The organism is Nocardioides pyridinolyticus (assembly GCF_054653575.1).
On the sequence record NZ_BAAIFY010000005.1, the window covers coordinates 1 to 16,653 of the forward strand.

Below are 16,653 nucleotides of genomic sequence, written 5' to 3' on the forward strand. Positions count from 1 at the left end.
GTTCGCCTTCGCCGCGGCCTTCTGCTGCTTCTTGTAGTCGCGCACCTTCTGCAGCGACGCCTCGTCCACGACGTCGGCCACCGAGCGGAAGCCGTCCTCCGCGTAGGCACCCACGGCGGCCTCCCAGCCTTCGGGACGTACGCCGAGCTGCTTGGCCAGGAGCGCCACGAAGATCTGCGCCTTCTGCTTGCCGAACCCGGGCAGTGCCTGCATCCGCTTCATCAGGTCGCGGCCGTCGGCCGCCTCGGTCCAGATCCGCTCGGCGTGGCCGTCGTACTCGTCGACGACGATCCCGGCCAGCTCCTGGAGCCGGGCCGCCATCGAGCCGGGGAACCGGTGGATCGCCGGCGGCGTGCCGCACAGCGCCGCGAACTCGACCGGGTCCGCCGCGGCGATCCGCGCCGGCTCGAGCGTGCCGAAGCGGTCCAGGACCTTCGCCGGCCCGCGGAACGCGTGCTCCATGGGGTACTGCTGGTCGAGCATCATCCCGACGAGCAGGGCGAACGGGTCGTCGGTGAGGACCTGGTCGGCGGCGGGGTCGCCGGTGATGTGGATGGTCACTCAGTCGGCCTTGACCGCCAGGACCGGGCAGTGGGCGTCGAGCAGCACCCGCTGGGCGTTGCTGCCCAGGATGAGCTTGCCGACCGGCGAGCGGCGGCGCAGGCCGATCACGATGAGCTCGGCCTCGTTGGCCTCGGCGATGCTGATCAGGTCCTCGGCGGGCTCGAAGCCGCGCACCAGCTGACGCACGTCGAAGGGCACCCCGGCGCCCTCGAGCTTCTTGCGCACGGCGTCCATCTCGCGGTCGGCCTGGGTCGAGGCGTTGCTGTCGAACTCGCTGCCGCCGCGGTGGGAGTTGACGACGACGAGCTTGGCGTCGCGCAGCCTGGCCTCGTCGATGGCGGTGGCCAGGGCAGCCTCACCCTCCGGCTTGGGCACGTACCCCACGACGACGGTTCCCATCGATGCCTCCCGGTCCGATCTCAGACAAGTGCTGCGGATGCTCGGCACGCTATCCGATCGGCGCGCCGACGGCAGCCTGTGGACAGTCCCTACCCCGATCCGGCGATCCGGGAACCCTGGGTCCATGAACGCTGGGTCCATGAACGCTGGGTCCATGAACGGGACCGTCGAGGGCATCGCCGTGCCGCTCCCCCGCCCCCTCGCCGCGGTGCTGCGCCGGGCCGCGCTCGACCACGCGCGGGCCGAGCGGCGTCGCGGCTTCCCACCGCTGCTCCACGTCGGCTTCCCCGGCGGCCATGAGGAGGTCTTCGCGCTGCGTCCCGAGGACCCGCGCGACCACGCCGTCCGCGCCGACGTGCTGGCCGCGATGCTGCAGCGGGTGCGCCGGGTCGCCGGCGCCGTCCCCCTCGTGTGGCTGACGCGCACCGGCCCGCTCGACCTGCAGGACGTCGACGCCGCGTGGCTCGCGTCCGCCCGGACCGCCGCGGGCGAGGCCGGCATCACCCTCACGATGGTCGTGGTCACCCGGCGCGGCTGGTTCGACCCGCGCAGCGGCGTGCGCCGCGAGTGGAAGCGGCTGCGGGACCGGTCTCAGTCCCAGGTGTGAACCGGCTCGTTGGTGTGCATCCGCTCGCGGTAGTCGCGCAGCGTCGCCCGCAGCGCGTCGAACCGGGGCTGGCCGCGGCGGGCGGAGTGCATCCGCCGCACGAACCACTCGGCGCCGTTGACCCCGGTCAGGCAGCGCTGCTCGATGATGCCCAGCAGCCGGTCCCGCTCCTCGGCCGAGGCGCCCCACGCGGCCAGGCCCTCGTGGGCCATCGGCAGCAGCCGGCGCAGCACCAGCTCGGTGGCACGCACCTGCCCGACACCGGGCCAGTAGACCTGCGCGTCGATGCCCTGGCGGGCGGCGACGTGGAAGTTCTCCTCGGCCGCGCTGAAGGACATCTGCGACCACAGCGGGCGCTCGCTCTCGGCGACCGCGCGGACCAGGCCGAAGTAGAACGCCGCGTTGGCGATCGTGTCGACGACCGTCGGGCCGGCCGCGAGGATGCGGTTCTCGACGCGCAGGTGCGGGGTGCCGTGGGCGATGTCGTAGACCGGACGGTTCCAGCGGTAGATCGTGCCGTTGTGCAGCCGCAGCTCCGGCAGCGCCGGGGTGTCGCCGCGCTCGAGGACCTCGAGCGGGTCCTCGTCGTCGGTGACGGGCAGCAGCGCCGGGAAGAACCGGACGTTCTCCTCGAACAGGTCGAACACCGAGGTGATCCACCGCTCCCCGAACCACACCCGCGGGCGGACGCCCTGCGCCTTCAGCTCCTCGCTGCGGGTGTCGGTGGCCTGCTCGAACAGCGGGATCCGGGTCTCGCGCCACAGCTCCTTGCCGAGGAGGTACGGCGCGTTCGCGGCCAACGCGACCTGGATCGAGGCGATCGCCTGCGAGGCGTTCCAGTACTCGGCGAACTGGTCGGGCGAGGTCTGCACGTGGAACTGCGTGCTGGTGCAGGCCGCCTCGGGGACGATGGAGTCCGCGGTGGTGCGCAGGCGCTCGGTCCCGTCGATGGCGATCGTGATGTCCTCGCCGCGGGCGTTGAGGATCTGCTCGCTCAGCAGCTTGTAGCGCGGGTTGGCGCTCAGCGAGTCCGGGCTCATGTGGCCCTCGGCGAGCGTCGGCAGGATGCCGATCATCACCATGTGGGCGCCGACCTGCGCCGACTTCGCCTCGGCGTCGTTGAGGCTGCGCCGCAGGGTGTCCTCGAACGTGGTGAGCCCGCTCTCGCGGATCTTCGCGGGCGGCACGTTGATCTCGATGTTGAACTGGCCGAGCTCGGTCTGGAAGTCCGGGTGGGCGATCGCCTCGAGCGCCTCGGCGTTCTTCAGCGCCGGGTCGCCTCTGTCGTCGACGAGGTTGAGCTCGACCTCGAGCCCGGTCATCGGGTCGTCGGTGTCGAACCGGGCCTCCCGCAGCATCCGCGCGAACACGTCGAGGTTGCGCCGGACCTTCTCGCGGTGGCGCGTGCGATCGGCGCGGGAGAACTCCTGAGCTTCCACCTCTTCGCCCATGACGAGACCTTAGAGCCTTCCGTGCGGGTCGCGGGCGGTCCAGGACGCTTCCGTGCGCGCGATCAGGTCGTCGACGACGCCGACGACGTCGCCGGAGCGCTCGTAGGCGGCGCGCTGGCGGGCGGCACCGCTCTCCCGCACCGCGCGCTCCAGACCGGCACGGGCCAGGTCCAGGTCGCCCGCCTCCTCGAGCGCCGCGCGCACGTGGTCGACCAGCGCGGCGAGCACCTCGCCGGCCGGGCGCAGCGCACGGTCTCCGGGGTGCACCAGCGAGTCCGCCAGGCCGAAGCGGGCGGCCCGCCACTGAGCGGCACGGAGGGCCTCCACGCGCCAGCGGGGCGGCTCCTGGCCCGCCTCCCAGTCGCGCGCCGCCGTCTCCACCAGCCCGCGGGCCAGGGCGGCGACCAGGACCGCCTCGGCCGGGTCGGTGCAGGTGTCGCAGATCCGCACCTCCACGGTCGGCTGGCGTACCGCGAGCCGGGCGTCGAAGTAGAGCATCCCGTCGTCCCGGGCGGCGCCGCTGTCGAGCAGGAGCTGCCGGACCTCGCGGTAGCCGTCGACCGACCCGAACGCCTCCGTCGGGCCGGCGCTCGGCCAGCGGGCCCACACCTGGGAACGCCAGGAGGCGTAGCCGGTGTCCCGGCCGTTGGCGAACGGCGAGTTCGCACTGAGAGCGAGCAGCACCGGCAGCCACGGCGCGATCCGGTCGATCACGGCGACGCCCTCCTCCTCGGAGGCGATGTCGACGTGGACGTGCATGCCGCAGGTGCCGCCGTCACGGGCGACGTCACCGTAGGTGTCGACCATGTCGCGGTACCGGTCGTCGGGGCTCACGGCGTTCTGCTCGCCCCCGAGCGGGACCATCCCGCATGCGACGGTGGCCAGGTCCGTCGCGCGGGCGGCCTCGCCCGCGGTGCGGCGGGCCGCCACGAGCTGGGTGAGGGCGTCGGCGACGTCGAGGGTCGGGTCGGTGCGGGTCTCGAGCTGGTGGCGGAACAGCTCCTGGTCCACCTCGCCGGCCGCTCCTGACTCGCCGCTGTCGGTGCGGCCCCGCCCGTGCTCGCGGAACTCCTTGAGCACCCGCTGCGCGGCCGACACCACCTCTCGGCTGCGCGGGTCGATGATCAGCAGCTCCTCCTCCAGTCCGAGCTGTCGCACCATGCGCGGGCCGTACCCGGCGGTTCGGAGCGCCATTCATCGGGCGTCCTCCCACGCGTCCGGGGGCACCGCCTCGATGAGCACCCGCGCGACGAGCCCCCCGAGCGGGTGGTCGGGCTCGACCTCGGTGCACCGGTCGACGGCGCACCAGGCGAGCGCGCCGTCTCCGGCCTGCCACGCCGCCAGCGCGAGCAGCGCGGCCGGTGCCGCCACGAGCGGGTCCGGCGTACGGCGCACGACGTCGGTCCAGAACGCCACGTGCTCACGCGCCGTCGCCCGACCGAGCCCGCACCAGGCCGCGTCGCGCAGGTGCGGGTCGAGCAAGGCCCGCAGCAGGAGGGCCAGGTCGGCGTCGGACGCCGGCACGCCGGCGTGGACCAGCGCGGCGATCCACTCCGGCCCGGGCGGGTCGCCGCAGAGGTCGGCGAGCTCGCCGACGACCCGGGCCACCTGGTCGGGCTGCCGGGCGAGCTCGGCGCGGAGCTCGTCGCGCGAGCCGTGCAGCACCCGGCCGTCGAGCACCGCCTGCGCGCTGAAGGGGTGGGTGGTCAGGTCGTAGGGCACCTCGGGACCCGCCCGCCCCGCCGGGGCCCAGCGCTCGCCGTCGGCGCGGAGCACCTCGACGACCTCGACGCCGGCCCGCTCGAAGCAGCGGGTCACGGACCGCGCGGTGCGACGGGCCAGCCGCACGTCGGTCGTGTAGACGACGAACAGCACCTGCGGCGCCCGGTGGCGCAGGACGGGATCGAGCAGACAGTCGATCATCTCGGGCAGCTCCGACGGCCCGGGGGGCAGGTCGACCCGGGCGTGGAACGGGTGGCCGGCGCCGAAGGTCAGCATCGCCACCGAGTCGGTCGGGACGAACCCCAGGACCACCGGCACCACCGCCAGCACGTCCTCGGGCGTGCGGGCGGTGAAGTTCAGGACGGACGAGGCAGGAACGGTCATGGGACGACGGTCTCCGGGCGGCCCGACATCCGGCCGGTCCCGTGACGACGGCTGTGCAGGGGCCTGCGGGCGGGACTGCCTGTGGACGATGGGTGGGCCGTCGGCGCCGGGAGGTAGCGTGCGCGGCGTGCGAGCGGAAGCGTCGGTCCTCCACCTGGACCTCGACGCCTTCTTCGCGGCGGTCGAGCAGCGCGACAAGCCGTCCCTGCGGGGCAAGCCGGTCATCGTCGGCGGCGTCGGCGGCCGCGGGGTGGTGTCGACGGCGTCGTACGAGGCGCGGGTCTTCGGCGTCCGCTCGGCGATGTCGACGCGGGAGGCGCGCTCGCGGTGCCCGCACGCGGCGTTCCTGAGCGGCCGGTTCCACGCCTACCGCGCGACCAGCAAGGCGGTGATGGACCTGCTCCGGGCGGCGTCCCCGCTGGTCGAGCCGCTGTCGCTGGACGAGGCCTTCGTCGACCTCGCGGCCGCCGATCTGCCCGACCTCGAGGTCGCCACCGTGACCGCGTTCGCGGAGACCCTGCGGGCCCGGGTGACCGAGGTGACCGGGGGCCTGACCGCGTCCGTCGGCGTCGGCACGTCGAAGTTCGTCGCCAAGGTCGCGAGCGACCTGGACAAGCCGGACGGCCTCGTCGTGGTCGCCCCCGGCTCCGAGCGCGACCTGCTCCGCCCCATGGATGTACGCGTGATCCCGGGCGTCGGCCCCGCGACCTCCGAGCGGCTGCGCCGGGTCGGCATCCACACCGTCGCCGACCTGGAGAAGGTCAGCGTCGAGGAGATGGTCCGCCTGCTCGGCAACGCCAACGGCACCTGGCTCTACCACCTGGCCCGCGCCGAGGACGACCGCCCGGTCGAGCCCGAGCGCGAGGCCAAGTCCGTGAGCGTCGAGGGCACCTACGACACCGACCTCACCGACCGGTTGCTGATGGAGGGCCTGCTGACCCGGCAGGCGAACGACGTCGCCGGCCGCCTGCGCAAGCACGGGCTGTCCGGCCGGACGGTGTCGATCAAGGTGCGCCTGCACGACTTCACCACGATCAGCCGCTCCTCGACGCTCGGCTCCCCCACCGACAGCGCCGCCACCATCGCGCGGCTGGCGCGCGCCCTGCTCACCGACCTCGACACCTCCGGCGGCGTACGCCTGCTCGGCGTGGGGGTCTCCGGGCTCGCGGACTGGGTGCAGGAGGACCTCTTCGGCGAGTCGGGCGAGGAGGCGGAGGCCGAGCCGCTGCCCGAGGTCGAGGTGCCGCACCACTCGCGGCGCACGTGGGCGCCCGGGATGGACGTCGAGCACAGCGAGCACGGCCGCGGCTGGGTGTGGGGTGCCGGACGTGGGGTGGTGACGGTCCGCTTCGAGACGGCCGAGTCGCCGGCCGGACCGGTGCGGTCGTTCCGGGAGGACGACCCCGACCTCACGCCCTGGCGGCCTCCGGAGCCCGAGTGACGCGCCTGAACCGCACCGTCTCCCCCGGCCGCACCTGCGCGCACTGCCAGAGGTCGTCGGCCTGGACCACCCCGATCACCGGGTAGCCGCCCGTCGTCGGGTGGTCGGCCAGGAACACCACCGGCTGCCCGTCCGGCGGCACCTGCACCGCGCCGAGCACCATGCCCTCGGAGGCCAGCTCGCCGTCCCGGGTACGCCGGAGCGCCGGGCCCTCGAGCCGGAGCCCGACCCGGTTGGAGTCGGGGCCGACGGACCAGGCGGTCCGGCAGAGCACGTCGAGCGCGTCGGCGGCGAACCAGTCGTCGCGCGGTCCCGGCACCACCCGCAGGGCGCCGGGTCGCGGCGGGCGCGCGGTGTCGAGCGGCCGCGGCTCCGCCCCCGAGGGGCCGACCGGCAGCACGGTCCCGGCCTCGACGCGCGGCGGGCCGACCCAGGCGAGCGTGTCCGTCGACCGCGAGCCGAGCACCGGCTCGACCGCGATCCCGCCGGCGACGGCGACGTACGAGCGCAGCCCGGTCGCCGGCGGGTCGACCCGCAGCTCCGCGCCGCGAGCCAGCCAGGCGGTGCGGTGGGCGCCGGATGCGCCGGTCACCGCGACCCAGCAGCCCGTGTCGCTCCGGAGCACGAGCCCGCCGAGCAGCACCTCGAGCACGGCGGCGTCGGGGTCGTTGCCGACGAGCCGGTTGGCGAGCGCCGCCGCGGGTGCGTCCAGGGCGCCCGCGCGCGGCACGCCGAGGTGCGCGAACCCGCGGCGCCCGCGGTCCTGGACCGTCACCAGCGGCCCCACCTCGAGGATCTCGAGGCTCATCGCGCCACGAACCTGACGCGCGTGCCGGGCGCCAGCAGCGCCGGCTGCTCCCGGTCCTGGTCCCACAGCACCGCGTCGGTGCGGCCGAGCAGCCGCCACCCGCCCGGGGACGGCGTCGGGTAGACGCCGCACCAGGTGCCCGCGAGCCCCACGGAGCCCGCCTCGACCCGCGGCCGCGGCGACTCCAGCCGGGGTACGGCGAGCTCGCCGGGCAGCCCCGCCAGGTAGGAGAACCCGGGGGCGAAGCCGCAGAACTCGGCGACGTACTCGAGCTCGATGTGGCGGCGCACGACACCGTCGATGTCGGTGCCCCAGGCGTCCGCGAGGAAGGCCAGGTCGGGGCCGTCGTAGACGACCGGGACCTCGATCAGCTCGCCGGCCGGGAGCGACTGACCCGGCGTCCAGCCGTCGAGCGCCGCCAGGTCGGAGACGCCGTCGAAGAGCACGGTCGTGGCGGCCGGCACGATCTCGTCGGCGACCACCCGCCCGCGGGCCCAGGTGGCCAGCGCGAGGGCGGTCGCGGCGTCGCCCACCTCCGCGAGGACCGCGCGCGAGCCGACCGGACGGAGCTCCATGGCGTCAGTCTGGGGCGATCGGGAGACGAAGGCGTGCGAAATGGGTGAAGGCCCCCCGGTGGTATGAGCACCAGGGGGCCTTCGGCTTTGACCGGAAACGGTGACGCCCGATCGATCCGACGTTCGCTCCGACCCCGCCGACCCCGTCACCGGGCCGACGCCGCGAGTTGCCTCGCGGAGCGGATCCTCGCTCCTGTCCGATCCCCGCTCCCGCCTTGCGGCGGTTTCGGTAGGGAGAGTTCTACGTGGCCCGGCTCACACCCCGCAAGGGGATCGGGCGAACTCACAGGCTTCTCCACAAGAACGGGCCGGTCATCCACAACACGAGTGCACAGTCCACAAGATCCGGTCCAGACCTGTGGACTCATCCGAAGGGGCGCACCTCCACGCCGGCCTCCCGCAGCGCGCGGCGTACGGCGGTGGCGTGCTCGACCGCCCCGGGCGAGTCGCCGTGCAGGCAGAGCGAGTCGACGGTCTCGGCCAGCACCAGGGCCTGGGCGACGATCGCGGCCTCGTCGGTGACCAGCGCGCCGGGCTCCGAGCGCGGGACCAGCCGGCCCTCGGCGGTGTAGCCCCGGTCCGGGAACCCCTCGTGGAACACCGCCCGGCCGGCCGCGACCGCGCGGGTCAGCAGCACGCCCGGCATGCCGAGCACGGGCAGCTCGTCCGAGCCCGCCAGGACCGCCGCCGCCTGCTCCTCGTCGTCGAGCACCCGGTGGTAGAGGGCGCCGTGCGGCTTGAGGTAGCGGACCCACGTCCCCGCCTCCCCGGCGATCGCCGCGAGGGTCCCGACCTGGTCGGCGACCTGCTCGCGCAGCACCTCGTAGGGAACGTCCCGGGCCACGCGGCCGAAGCTCTCCCGGTCGGCGTAGGAGACCTGCGCGCCGACCGCGACGCCCCGCGCGGCGGCCTCGGCGCACACCGCGCGCATGATCGCCGGCGTCCCGGCGTGGTAGCCGCACGCGACGTTCGCGCTGGTCACGACCGCGAGCAGCGCCGCGTCGTCGGTGACCTCCTCACCGAGGTCCGCGTTCAGGTCGACCATGGTCCCGACGCTATCGTCGCGGCCATGCAGCCCCCCGTCGCGGAGAAGCGACCGACCAGCACGGAGATCCACGGCCACACCCGCACCGACGACTACGAGTGGCTGCGCGAGAAGGAGTCGCCCGAGGTGCTGGCGTACCTCGAGGCCGAGAACGCCTACACCCAGGAGCGGACCGCCCACCTCGCCGACCTGCGGCAGGCGGTCTTCGGCGAGATCAAGGCCCGCACCCGCGAGACCGACCTGTCGGTGCCGACCCGCAACCGCGGCTACTGGTACTACGGGCGCTCCTTCGAGGGCAGGGAGTACGGCGCCTCCTGCCGCGTCCCCGTGGCCGACCCGGACGACTGGACGCCGCCCCAGCCCGCGGAGGACACCGCGCCCGACCAGCCCGCGCTGCCCGGCGAGCAGGTGCTGCTCGACCTCGACCAGCTCGCCGACGGCCACGAGTTCTTCTCGCTCGGCGGCTCGTCGGTCAGCCCGGACGCGAACCTGCTCGCCTACTCCACCGACGTGGTCGGGGACGAGCGGTACACGATCCGCATCAAGGACCTCGGCACCGGCGAGCTGCTCGACGACGAGATCACCGGCGTGCTCGGCGGCGCCACGTGGGAGCGCGACGGCACGGCGTTCTACTACACGACCACCGACGAGTCCTGGCGCGCCGACAAGATCTGGCGGCACCGGCTCGGCACCGCGCAGGCCGAGGACGAGCTGGTGCACCACGAGGAGGACGGCCGGTTCTGGGTCGGGGTCGGACGCACGCGCAGCGACCGCTTCATCGTCGTGGCCAGCGGCTCGAAGACCACCTCGGAGTACCGCTTCCTCGACGCCGACTCCCCCGACGACGGCTTCCGGGTCTTCTCCGAGCGGCGCGAGGGCGTCGAGTACTCCCTCGACCACGCGGTCATCGCCGGCCAGGACGTCTTCCTGGTGATGCACAACCACACCGGCGCCGACTTCGAGCTCGCGACCGCTCCGATCGCACCGACCCGGCCGGAGGACTGGGCGCCGCTGATCGCCCACGACCCCGCCGTACGCCTCGAGGACGTGGACGCCTTCGCCGGCCACCTGGTCGTGCACCAGCGCAGCGACGGCCTCACCCAGCTCCGGATCCTCGAGCTCGGGCCGGACGGCGTCGGCGAGGACTATCTCGTCGAGTTCGACCACGCCGTCTACACCGTCGGCTCGGCGGGCAACCCCGGCTTCCACCAGCCCGTGGTCCGGCTGGGCTACACGACGATGGCGGTGCCGTCGTCGGTCTACGACTACGACGTCCGCACCCGCGAGCTGACGCTGCTGCGGCGCGCGCCGGTGCTCGGCGGCTACGACCCCGCCGACTACGAGGAGCACCGGCTCTGGGCGACCGCCCCCGACGGCGAGCAGGTGCCGATCTCGATCGTCGCGAAGCGCGGCGCGCGCGAGGGCGTCGGCGGCGGCACCGGCCCGGTGCCCGTCCTGCTCTACGGGTACGGCGCCTACGAGACCTCGATCGACCCCTACTTCTCGATCGCGCGGCTCTCGCTGCTCGACCGCGGCGGTGCCTTCGCGATCGCGCACGTGCGCGGCGGCGGCGAGATGGGCCGGCGGTGGTACGACGGCGGCAAGCTGTTCGCCAAGCAGAACTCCTTCTCCGACTTCGTCGCCTGCGCCCGCCACCTCGTCGACCGGGGCTGGACGACGCCGGACGTGCTGGTCGCCGAGGGAGCCAGCGCCGGCGGGCTCCTCATGGGCGCGGTCGTGAACCAGGCGCCCGAGCTGTTCGCGGGCGTGGTCGCGGGCGTGCCGTTCGTGGACGCGCTCACGACCATGCTGGACGCGACGCTGCCGCTGACCGTGACCGAGTACGACGAGTGGGGCAACCCCGAGGCCGACCCCGAGGTCTACGAGTACATGGCGTCGTACGCGCCGTACGACAACGTCGCCGCCGTCGACTACCCGCCGATCCTGGCGGAGACCTCCCTCAACGACACCCGGGTGCTCTACGTCGAGCCGGCCAAGTGGGTGGCGCGGCTGCGCGCGACCGCGGCCGGGCGCCGGGACTTCCTGCTGCGCACCGAGATGGCGGCCGGGCACGGCGGCGTGTCGGGCCGGTACAAGGCCTGGCACGACCGGGCGTTCTCGCTCGCGTGGATCCTCGATCGGATGGGCCTGGCCTGACCGTCACACGACCGCGTACGTCCTCCAGAGGTCGATGACCCACTGGTTGAAGTACGGCGACCAGGTGTTGCGGCCGAACCAGCGCGTGCAGCCGAAGACGCCGGCATCGGCGCAGCTCACGATCGTGTTGTCGCCGTGGCTCACCACCCCGGTCACGTACCACTGGCCGTTGATGTACTGGAAGAACGGACCCCCACTGGCACCCCCGTTCGTGTAGCCCCCGATGGCGTACTCGTACCAGCCCGAGCCCTGGTGGTCGTAGTAGTTGAAGATGGCCGAGTAGTTGTAGTACGCGTAGCAGGACGGGTAGCCCGCGGCGCCGTAGCTGGGACAGTTGCCCGTGAACCATCCCTCGGCCGGGTAGCCCTCCTGGAGCACTGGCGCGTTCGCCGTGCCCGCGTAGATCGCGAACCAGCCGTGGTAGTCACCCGCGTAGTAGCCCTGGCTGGTCGGCGGAAGCACGACCACGGCGTAGTCGAGGGGCGCCCAGCCCTGGTCGTAGGCGACGTAGTAGTCGGCACCGGACGCGACCCAGGTACCGGAGGTCTGGCCGCCGACCTGACCGGCCTCCCACACGAAGTTCGTCATCCCGGAGACGCAGTGCGCGGCGGTGATGAGGAGGTTCCGGGCGACGAGCGTGGCACTGCAGGAGCCGACCGACTGCGCGTTGCTCATGTAGAGGCGCCCCACCCGCGCGTCGTAGCTGCCGGCCGGCAGGTAGTCGGACTGGTAGGAGTCGTAGGCGGGATAGACGAGCGATGGGTCGTCGCGCGTGGCGCCGGGGAGGCCGGGGAGGCCGGGGAGCGGCACCGGGTGAGCACGGGCTCGCGCCAACCGGGCCCGGGTCCAGAACTCGCGGACCTTCGACGGGTTCTGCGTCAGGTGCACGACCTGCTTGTCGTGGCCGGGCGGCGGCGCCACCTTCCCGGTCCGGTCGCCGGGAGGAGGGCCCGGCGGAGTCGGTGGCGGGGGGATCACCCATGCGTGCCAGCCCACAGCGGTCACCGTGACCCGCGCGTCCCCACCGAGGTTCCTGACGACGAACCGGCCGTCCTCGAAGGCGACGGGTGCGACCGCCATCGCGTTCGACGTCTCCCCGGCGCGGTAGCTGATGGCGCCGACGGTCGTGGCAGGGTCGCCCGCGCGGTAGAGCGCGACCCGGCCGGGACGCGACGCACCGGTGACCGTGACGTTCACCAGCAGTGACTGGACGCCCACGTCGGGGATCCTGCCCGCTCCCGCCGTACCGACGACCTGGACGTCGCCGTCGCTGAGACGTCCCGAGAAGAGGCTCTCGGCCGGGATCAACGAGCTCTGGCCGGTGACGATGTCGTCGCCCGGTCGCTGGAAGTAGCCGACCGCGACCACCCGGACGTGCGTGGCCCGACCTGCTCGGAGCGTGAACCTTCCACCGGTGCCCAGCTTGACGAGGGCGAGCTGCGTCTCGTTCCCGGCGGCGTAGGACAGGACCTGCGTACCGGCCGCGGCGCCTGCCGGTCGGGCCAGCAGGCTGCCCGGTCCCGTCGGCCGGGAAGCGGTGATCGACACGGCGACCGCGGTGACGTCGGTACGCGGGATCCCGGCGCGACCCGTCGCCTGGACCGTCAGACCCGCTCCTGCGCCCAGCCGGCGGCCGCCGGCCGTGCTGGCGAGGAGGGCCGGGTCGATGGCGTGGAACTGGGACCCGGTAGCCGGGCTGCCGGCCAGGAACGCGAACTCCTCGTACCAGCCGACCGCGTCGACCCGGACCGTGACGGTCCGGGTCGAGGTCAGCACGACCCGTCCCCGGTCGTCGAGCTTCGCAGTGGCGAGCGCCGTGGCCGCCGAGCGGCGCGGGTAACGCACGGCGGCTGCGCGTGGTTCGCCGGTCTCGGGCGACTGGACCCGCAGGCTTCCCGGCCTCGCGGCACCGGACGCCGTCACCTCGAGGGCGACGGCGAGCACCCCTGACGCGGGCACGCCCGCTCTCCCGGTGACCCTGACCTGCTGGGGCAGGCCGGCCCGAAGTGTCAGCCGGACGACGCGAGCGCCGACGAGCGGGGTGTAGCCACTCACCCCGTCCCCCACCTCCGGGGTGAAAGGATCCGCCGTGGCGGCAGACGGTGCAGTCGGCGGGGGGCTCGCACCCGCCGGAACGCTCGCCGGAACTGCCGCACCGGCCAGGACCGCTGCGAGGACACCGAGAGGGACGATTCGTGTGCGCAGTGACATGGCGACCTCCGTGGCCGCCGAACGTAGGGGCGCCCGGCTGGCCGCGACGCCGGCGAGGACGCGACTTCACCAGTCTTGGGCACTCGAGCGCGGTCGGTCGGCCCTGAGAGTTTTCTGAGAGTTGCGCGGCGAGGCAACTCCGCAGGGGTCCCGCACGTCGTTCCGGGTACATGGTCCGAAGGTTTGGCCAGGGAATCCGCTGGTCACCGAGGACGTTGTACAGCACGTGTGGGGGCGCAGCGGCGTCGTCCACCGGTAGAAGAGGAGGGCGTCCCATGGCAACACGTACTGCACCGAGCCGGACCCGCGAGATCGAGGGCCGCGACAGCGTCGGCCTGTACCTCGACGAGATCGCCCGGAACCCCCTCCTCGACGCCGCCGCCGAGGTGGAGCTCTCCAAGGCGATCGAGGCGGGCCTGATGGCCGAGCACCTCCTCGCGGAGGGCCGCGTGGGCCGGAAGAAGGGCGGAGCCCCGATGACGGCCACGCAGGAGGAGCTCGAGTGGCTGGCCGAGGAGGGCCGCAAGGCCGTCGACACGTTCATCACCGCCAACCTGCGCCTGGTCGTCTCGATCGCGCGGAAGTACGGGCGGGCGCAGATGCCGATGCTCGACCTGATCCAGGAGGGCAACACCGGCCTGATCCGGGCGGTCGAGAAGTTCGACTACACCAAGGGCTACAAGTTCTCGACCTACGCGACGTGGTGGGTGCGCCAGGCGATCACCCGCGGCATCGCGCAGCAGGCCCGCGTCGTGCGTCTCCCCGTGCACGTGGTCGAGGAGCTCAACCAGGTCGGCGGCGCGCGCCGTACCCTCGAGCGGCAGCTGGGTCGCGACCCGGAGCCGCAGGAGATCGCGACGGAGCTCGGCATGGACGTCGACCGGGTCCTCGACCTGATGTCATGGGGCCGCGAGCACGTCTCGCTCGACACCCCCGTCGACGAGGACGGCGACACCTCGCTGGGCGACCTGATGGCCCAGGAGTCCTCGCCGGGCCCGGATCTCACGGTCCTCGACGTCGAGGCGCGGGAACGGCTCAACAACCTGGTCGGCCAGCTCGACGAGCGCGCCGCGGACATCATCCGCTCGCGCTACGGCCTGGTCGACGGCCGGCAGCACAAGCTCGCCGACATCGGCCAGAAGCACGGCATCTCCGCCGAGCGGGTCCGCCAGCTCGAGCGCGAGGCGCTGCAGAAGCTGCGTCGCCTGGGTGACCCGGACCTGGCTGCCTGACCCCTCGCGTCCTTCCGGACCGCTCGACCCGCTCGCCCTCTCAGCGAGCGGGTCGAGACCATTTCGGGGGTGGTCAGGACCCGGTGAGCTCGGCGTAGACCTCCTCCACGCGAGCGCGCAGCTCGTCGCGGGTGCCGGTGTTGACGATCAGGTGGGTGGCGATCGCGCGGCGCTGCTCGGGGGTCGCCTGGGCGGCGATGCGGGACTCGGCGTCGGCGCGGGCCCAGCCGCGGTCGCGGAGCATCCGCTCGACCTGCACCTCGGCCGGGGTCTCGACGACGATGACGGCGTCGAAGGTGTCGGCCCGGCCGGTCTCGGCGAGCAGCGGGATGTCGTGGACGACGAGGCCGTCCTCCGGGGCCGAGGCCTCGAGCTCGGCGTACCGCTCGAAGACCAGCGGGTGCACGATGGCCTCGAGCTGCTTGCGCTTGGCCTCGTCGTTGAAGACGATCTGCCCGAGCCTCGGCCGGTCCAGGTCACCCGACTCCGTCAGGATCTCGGGCCCGAAGGCCTCCACCACCCGGGCCAGCCCCGGTGTGCCCTTCTCGACCACCTCGCGGGCGAGCAGATCGCCGTCGATGATCGTCGCGCCGAGCTCGGCGAGGATCGCGGACACGGTGCTCTTGCCCGAGGCGATGCCCCCGGTCAGTCCGACGCGCATGCGGACAGGCTAGAGGGCCGGGCTCCCGACTAACCTCTGCCCCGTGGGAGACGGACTACACGAGGGCGACCGCGTCGCGCTGCTGGTTCCCGGCTCCGAGTCCTACCTGGCGACCGTGCTGGCCCTCCTCGCCCGCGGGGTCGTGCCGATCCCGCTCGACCCGCGGCTGACGGCGTACGAGCGGGAGCGGGTCCTCGCCGGCCTCTCGCCCACGGTGGTCGTGGAGGACCCCGCCGACCTCGAGAGGTACGCCGGCGACGCCGGTCTGCCGCGCGCCCGCCCGATGCACGTGACCAGTGGCACCACCGGCACCCCCAAGGGGGTCTGGAGCGGCGTGCTCGACCGTGCGGGCGCGGAGGCCCTGGTGGCCGAGGAGCGCGAGATGTGGGGCTTCCGCGCGGACGACGTGCACCTCGTGCTGAGCCCGCTGTACCACTCCGCGCCGCTGCGGTTCGCGACCGGGACCGTGCTCGCCGGCGGCCGCGTCGTGGTCCCGGGGGCCTTCGACCCGGCGCGGGTGACCGCGGCGATCGAGGCGGAGCTGCCGACGACGGTGTTCTGCGTGCCCGCGCACCTCCAGCGGCTGTTCGCGTACTGGGACGAGCACGGCGCACCCGACCTGAGGAGCTTCCGGCTGGTCGCCCACGCGGGCGCGCCCTGCCCGGACGCCACCAAGCGGCGGCTGGTCGACGCCTTCCCGGACGGCACGACGTGGGAGTTCTACGGCGCGACCGAGGGCCAGTTCACCGCCTGCCGCAGCGAGGAGTGGCTGGAGCGGCCCGGAACCGTCGGGCGCGCCCGCCCCGGGCGGTCGCTGGCGCTCGACCCGGACGGCACGGTCTGGTGCCGGGTGCCGGCGTACGCCCGGTGGGAGTACTACGGCGACCCGGAGAAGACCGCGGCGGCCTGGCGCGGCGACGCGTTCAGCGTCGGCGACGTGGGCCGTCTCGACGACGACGGCTACCTCTACCTCGACGGCCGACGCCACGACCTGATCATCACCGGCGGCGTGAACGTCTACCCGCTCGAGGTCGAGCACGCACTGCGCGAGCATCCGGGCGTCGAGGACGTCGCGGTGTACGCCGTCCCGGACGAGCGCTGGGGCCAGCGGGTGTGCGCGGCGGTGGTCGGCAGCGCGAGCGCCGCCGACCTGGACGCGTTCGCGCGCGAGCGGCTGGCGCCGCCGAAGCGGCCCAAGGAGTACCACCACCTCGACGACCTGCCGCGCACGCTGACCGGCAAGGTCCGGCGCGACCGGCTGGCTACTCCACCGGGCTGACCGTGCCCACGGAGACGGCGGTGACGCAGGCGGTCCCGGAGCCCTCGGCCATCTGGAGCTCGAAGGTCGTCGGCGTCCCGGAGAACGTCACCAGATGGCTGCGCACGATCCAGAACC

General features: G+C 73.5%; 16 protein-coding genes. 5 read left to right on the forward strand and 11 right to left on the reverse strand.

Going from position 1 to position 16,653, the window contains the following annotated elements; genetic code table 11:
• Positions 1-561, reverse strand: a 561-nt coding sequence (locus tag ACYQ0U_RS05900) for an HhH-GPD-type base excision DNA repair protein (protein ID WP_459970460.1), incomplete at its 3' end; no start/stop codon positions are given.
• On the reverse strand, positions 562-963 hold the full coding sequence (locus ACYQ0U_RS05905; protein ID WP_459970462.1) for a universal stress protein: 402 nt from the start codon (positions 961-963) through the stop codon (positions 562-564).
• 154 nt (positions 964-1,117) lie between these two features.
• Here ACYQ0U_RS05905 and ACYQ0U_RS05910 point away from each other — a divergent pair, with 154 nt between their 5' ends.
• On the forward strand, positions 1,118-1,570 hold the full coding sequence (locus ACYQ0U_RS05910) for a hypothetical protein (protein ID WP_459970465.1): 453 nt from the start codon (positions 1,118-1,120) through the stop codon (positions 1,568-1,570).
• Here ACYQ0U_RS05910 and ACYQ0U_RS05915 read toward each other — a convergent pair.
• From ACYQ0U_RS05915 to ACYQ0U_RS05925, 3 genes are read right to left on the reverse strand one after another with little or no spacing between them, the layout of a single operon-like run.
• Positions 1,555-3,021 carry a glutamate-cysteine ligase family protein gene (locus ACYQ0U_RS05915; protein ID WP_459970467.1) on the reverse strand — a complete coding sequence of 489 codons (1,467 nt, stop codon included), beginning with the start codon at positions 3,019-3,021 and terminating at the stop codon, positions 1,555-1,557. The two genes, ACYQ0U_RS05910 and ACYQ0U_RS05915, sit on opposite strands and share 16 nt — an antisense overlap.
• A gap of 9 nt (positions 3,022-3,030) precedes the next feature.
• Positions 3,031-4,215 carry a carboxylate-amine ligase gene (locus ACYQ0U_RS05920; protein ID WP_459970469.1) on the reverse strand — a complete coding sequence of 395 codons (1,185 nt, stop codon included), beginning with the start codon at positions 4,213-4,215 and terminating at the stop codon, positions 3,031-3,033.
• Positions 4,216-5,127, reverse strand: coding sequence for a DUF4192 domain-containing protein (locus ACYQ0U_RS05925; RefSeq protein ID WP_459970472.1), 912 nt, complete (start codon positions 5,125-5,127; stop codon positions 4,216-4,218).
• Positions 5,128-5,254: 127 nt separating this feature from the next.
• Between ACYQ0U_RS05925 and ACYQ0U_RS05930 the strand changes: the two genes are divergently transcribed.
• Positions 5,255-6,568: a DNA polymerase IV gene (locus ACYQ0U_RS05930; RefSeq protein ID WP_459970474.1), complete on the forward strand. Its 1,314-nt coding sequence runs from the start codon at positions 5,255-5,257 to the stop codon at positions 6,566-6,568.
• On the opposite strand, the gene ACYQ0U_RS05935 is transcribed toward ACYQ0U_RS05930, so the two are convergent.
• The 3 genes from ACYQ0U_RS05935 to ACYQ0U_RS05945 form a co-directional block, all read right to left on the reverse strand.
• Complete coding sequence (locus ACYQ0U_RS05935; protein WP_459970476.1) at positions 6,537-7,376, reverse strand: 5-oxoprolinase subunit C family protein; 840 nt, start codon at positions 7,374-7,376, stop codon at positions 6,537-6,539. The genes ACYQ0U_RS05930 and ACYQ0U_RS05935 overlap by 32 nt on opposite strands.
• A complete protein-coding gene (locus ACYQ0U_RS05940; protein ID WP_459970478.1) occupies positions 7,373-7,951 on the reverse strand; it encodes a 5-oxoprolinase subunit B family protein in 579 nt (192 codons plus the stop codon). Before ACYQ0U_RS05940 ends, ACYQ0U_RS05935 begins: the two co-directional genes overlap by 4 nt.
• A 364-nt stretch (positions 7,952-8,315) precedes the next feature.
• Positions 8,316-8,996 (reverse strand): LamB/YcsF family protein, encoded by a 681-nt coding sequence (locus tag ACYQ0U_RS05945; protein ID WP_459970481.1) that lies wholly within the window; start codon positions 8,994-8,996, stop codon positions 8,316-8,318.
• Positions 8,997-9,020: 24 nt separating this feature from the next.
• On the opposite strand from ACYQ0U_RS05945, the gene ACYQ0U_RS05950 reads away from it, so the two are divergent.
• Positions 9,021-11,153 carry a S9 family peptidase gene (locus ACYQ0U_RS05950; protein ID WP_459970483.1) on the forward strand — a complete coding sequence of 711 codons (2,133 nt, stop codon included), beginning with the start codon at positions 9,021-9,023 and terminating at the stop codon, positions 11,151-11,153.
• Positions 11,154-11,156: 3 nt separating this feature from the next.
• Here the strand turns inward: ACYQ0U_RS05950 and ACYQ0U_RS05955 are convergent, their stop codons facing one another.
• Entirely contained in the window at positions 11,157-13,208 is a 2,052-nt protein-coding gene (locus tag ACYQ0U_RS05955) for a trypsin-like serine peptidase (protein ID WP_459970486.1), read from the reverse strand.
• A 431-nt stretch (positions 13,209-13,639) separates the two neighbouring features.
• On the opposite strand from ACYQ0U_RS05955, the gene ACYQ0U_RS05960 reads away from it, so the two are divergent.
• Positions 13,640-14,596: a sigma-70 family RNA polymerase sigma factor gene (locus tag ACYQ0U_RS05960; protein WP_459970488.1), complete on the forward strand. Its 957-nt coding sequence runs from the start codon at positions 13,640-13,642 to the stop codon at positions 14,594-14,596.
• Between the two features lie 73 nt (positions 14,597-14,669).
• Here the strand turns inward: ACYQ0U_RS05960 and coaE are convergent, their stop codons facing one another.
• Positions 14,670-15,257 carry a dephospho-CoA kinase gene (gene coaE / locus ACYQ0U_RS05965; protein ID WP_459970490.1) on the reverse strand — a complete coding sequence of 196 codons (588 nt, stop codon included), beginning with the start codon at positions 15,255-15,257 and terminating at the stop codon, positions 14,670-14,672.
• Between the two features lie 43 nt (positions 15,258-15,300).
• On the opposite strand from coaE, the gene ACYQ0U_RS05970 reads away from it, so the two are divergent.
• Positions 15,301-16,536, forward strand: coding sequence for a class I adenylate-forming enzyme family protein (locus tag ACYQ0U_RS05970; protein ID WP_459970492.1), 1,236 nt, complete (start codon positions 15,301-15,303; stop codon positions 16,534-16,536).
• Here the strand turns inward: ACYQ0U_RS05970 and ACYQ0U_RS05975 are convergent.
• The gene (locus ACYQ0U_RS05975) at positions 16,520-16,642 is read right to left on the reverse strand and encodes a hypothetical protein (RefSeq protein WP_459970494.1); all 123 of its coding nucleotides are present in this window, start codon (positions 16,640-16,642) and stop codon (positions 16,520-16,522) included. The two genes, ACYQ0U_RS05970 and ACYQ0U_RS05975, sit on opposite strands and share 17 nt — an antisense overlap.
• Positions 16,643-16,653 lie beyond the last annotated feature (11 nt).

Coding starts and splice junctions, on each gene's coding strand:
- ACYQ0U_RS05905 (WP_459970462.1), bottom strand. CDS start 963: ATGGGAACCGTCGTCGTGGGGTACGTGCCCAAGCCGGAGGGTGAGGCT.
- ACYQ0U_RS05910 (WP_459970465.1), top strand. CDS start 1,118: ATGAACGGGACCGTCGAGGGCATCGCCGTGCCGCTCCCCCGCCCCCTC.
- ACYQ0U_RS05915 (WP_459970467.1), bottom strand. CDS start 3,021: ATGGGCGAAGAGGTGGAAGCTCAGGAGTTCTCCCGCGCCGATCGCACG.
- ACYQ0U_RS05920 (WP_459970469.1), bottom strand. CDS start 4,215: ATGGCGCTCCGAACCGCCGGGTACGGCCCGCGCATGGTGCGACAGCTC.
- ACYQ0U_RS05925 (WP_459970472.1), bottom strand. CDS start 5,127: ATGACCGTTCCTGCCTCGTCCGTCCTGAACTTCACCGCCCGCACGCCC.
- ACYQ0U_RS05935 (WP_459970476.1), bottom strand. CDS start 7,376: ATGAGCCTCGAGATCCTCGAGGTGGGGCCGCTGGTGACGGTCCAGGAC.
- ACYQ0U_RS05940 (WP_459970478.1), bottom strand. CDS start 7,951: ATGGAGCTCCGTCCGGTCGGCTCGCGCGCGGTCCTCGCGGAGGTGGGC.
- ACYQ0U_RS05945 (WP_459970481.1), bottom strand. CDS start 8,996: ATGGTCGACCTGAACGCGGACCTCGGTGAGGAGGTCACCGACGACGCG.
- ACYQ0U_RS05950 (WP_459970483.1), top strand. CDS start 9,021: ATGCAGCCCCCCGTCGCGGAGAAGCGACCGACCAGCACGGAGATCCAC.
- ACYQ0U_RS05960 (WP_459970488.1), top strand. CDS start 13,640: ATGGCAACACGTACTGCACCGAGCCGGACCCGCGAGATCGAGGGCCGC.
- coaE (WP_459970490.1), bottom strand. CDS start 15,257: ATGCGCGTCGGACTGACCGGGGGCATCGCCTCGGGCAAGAGCACCGTG.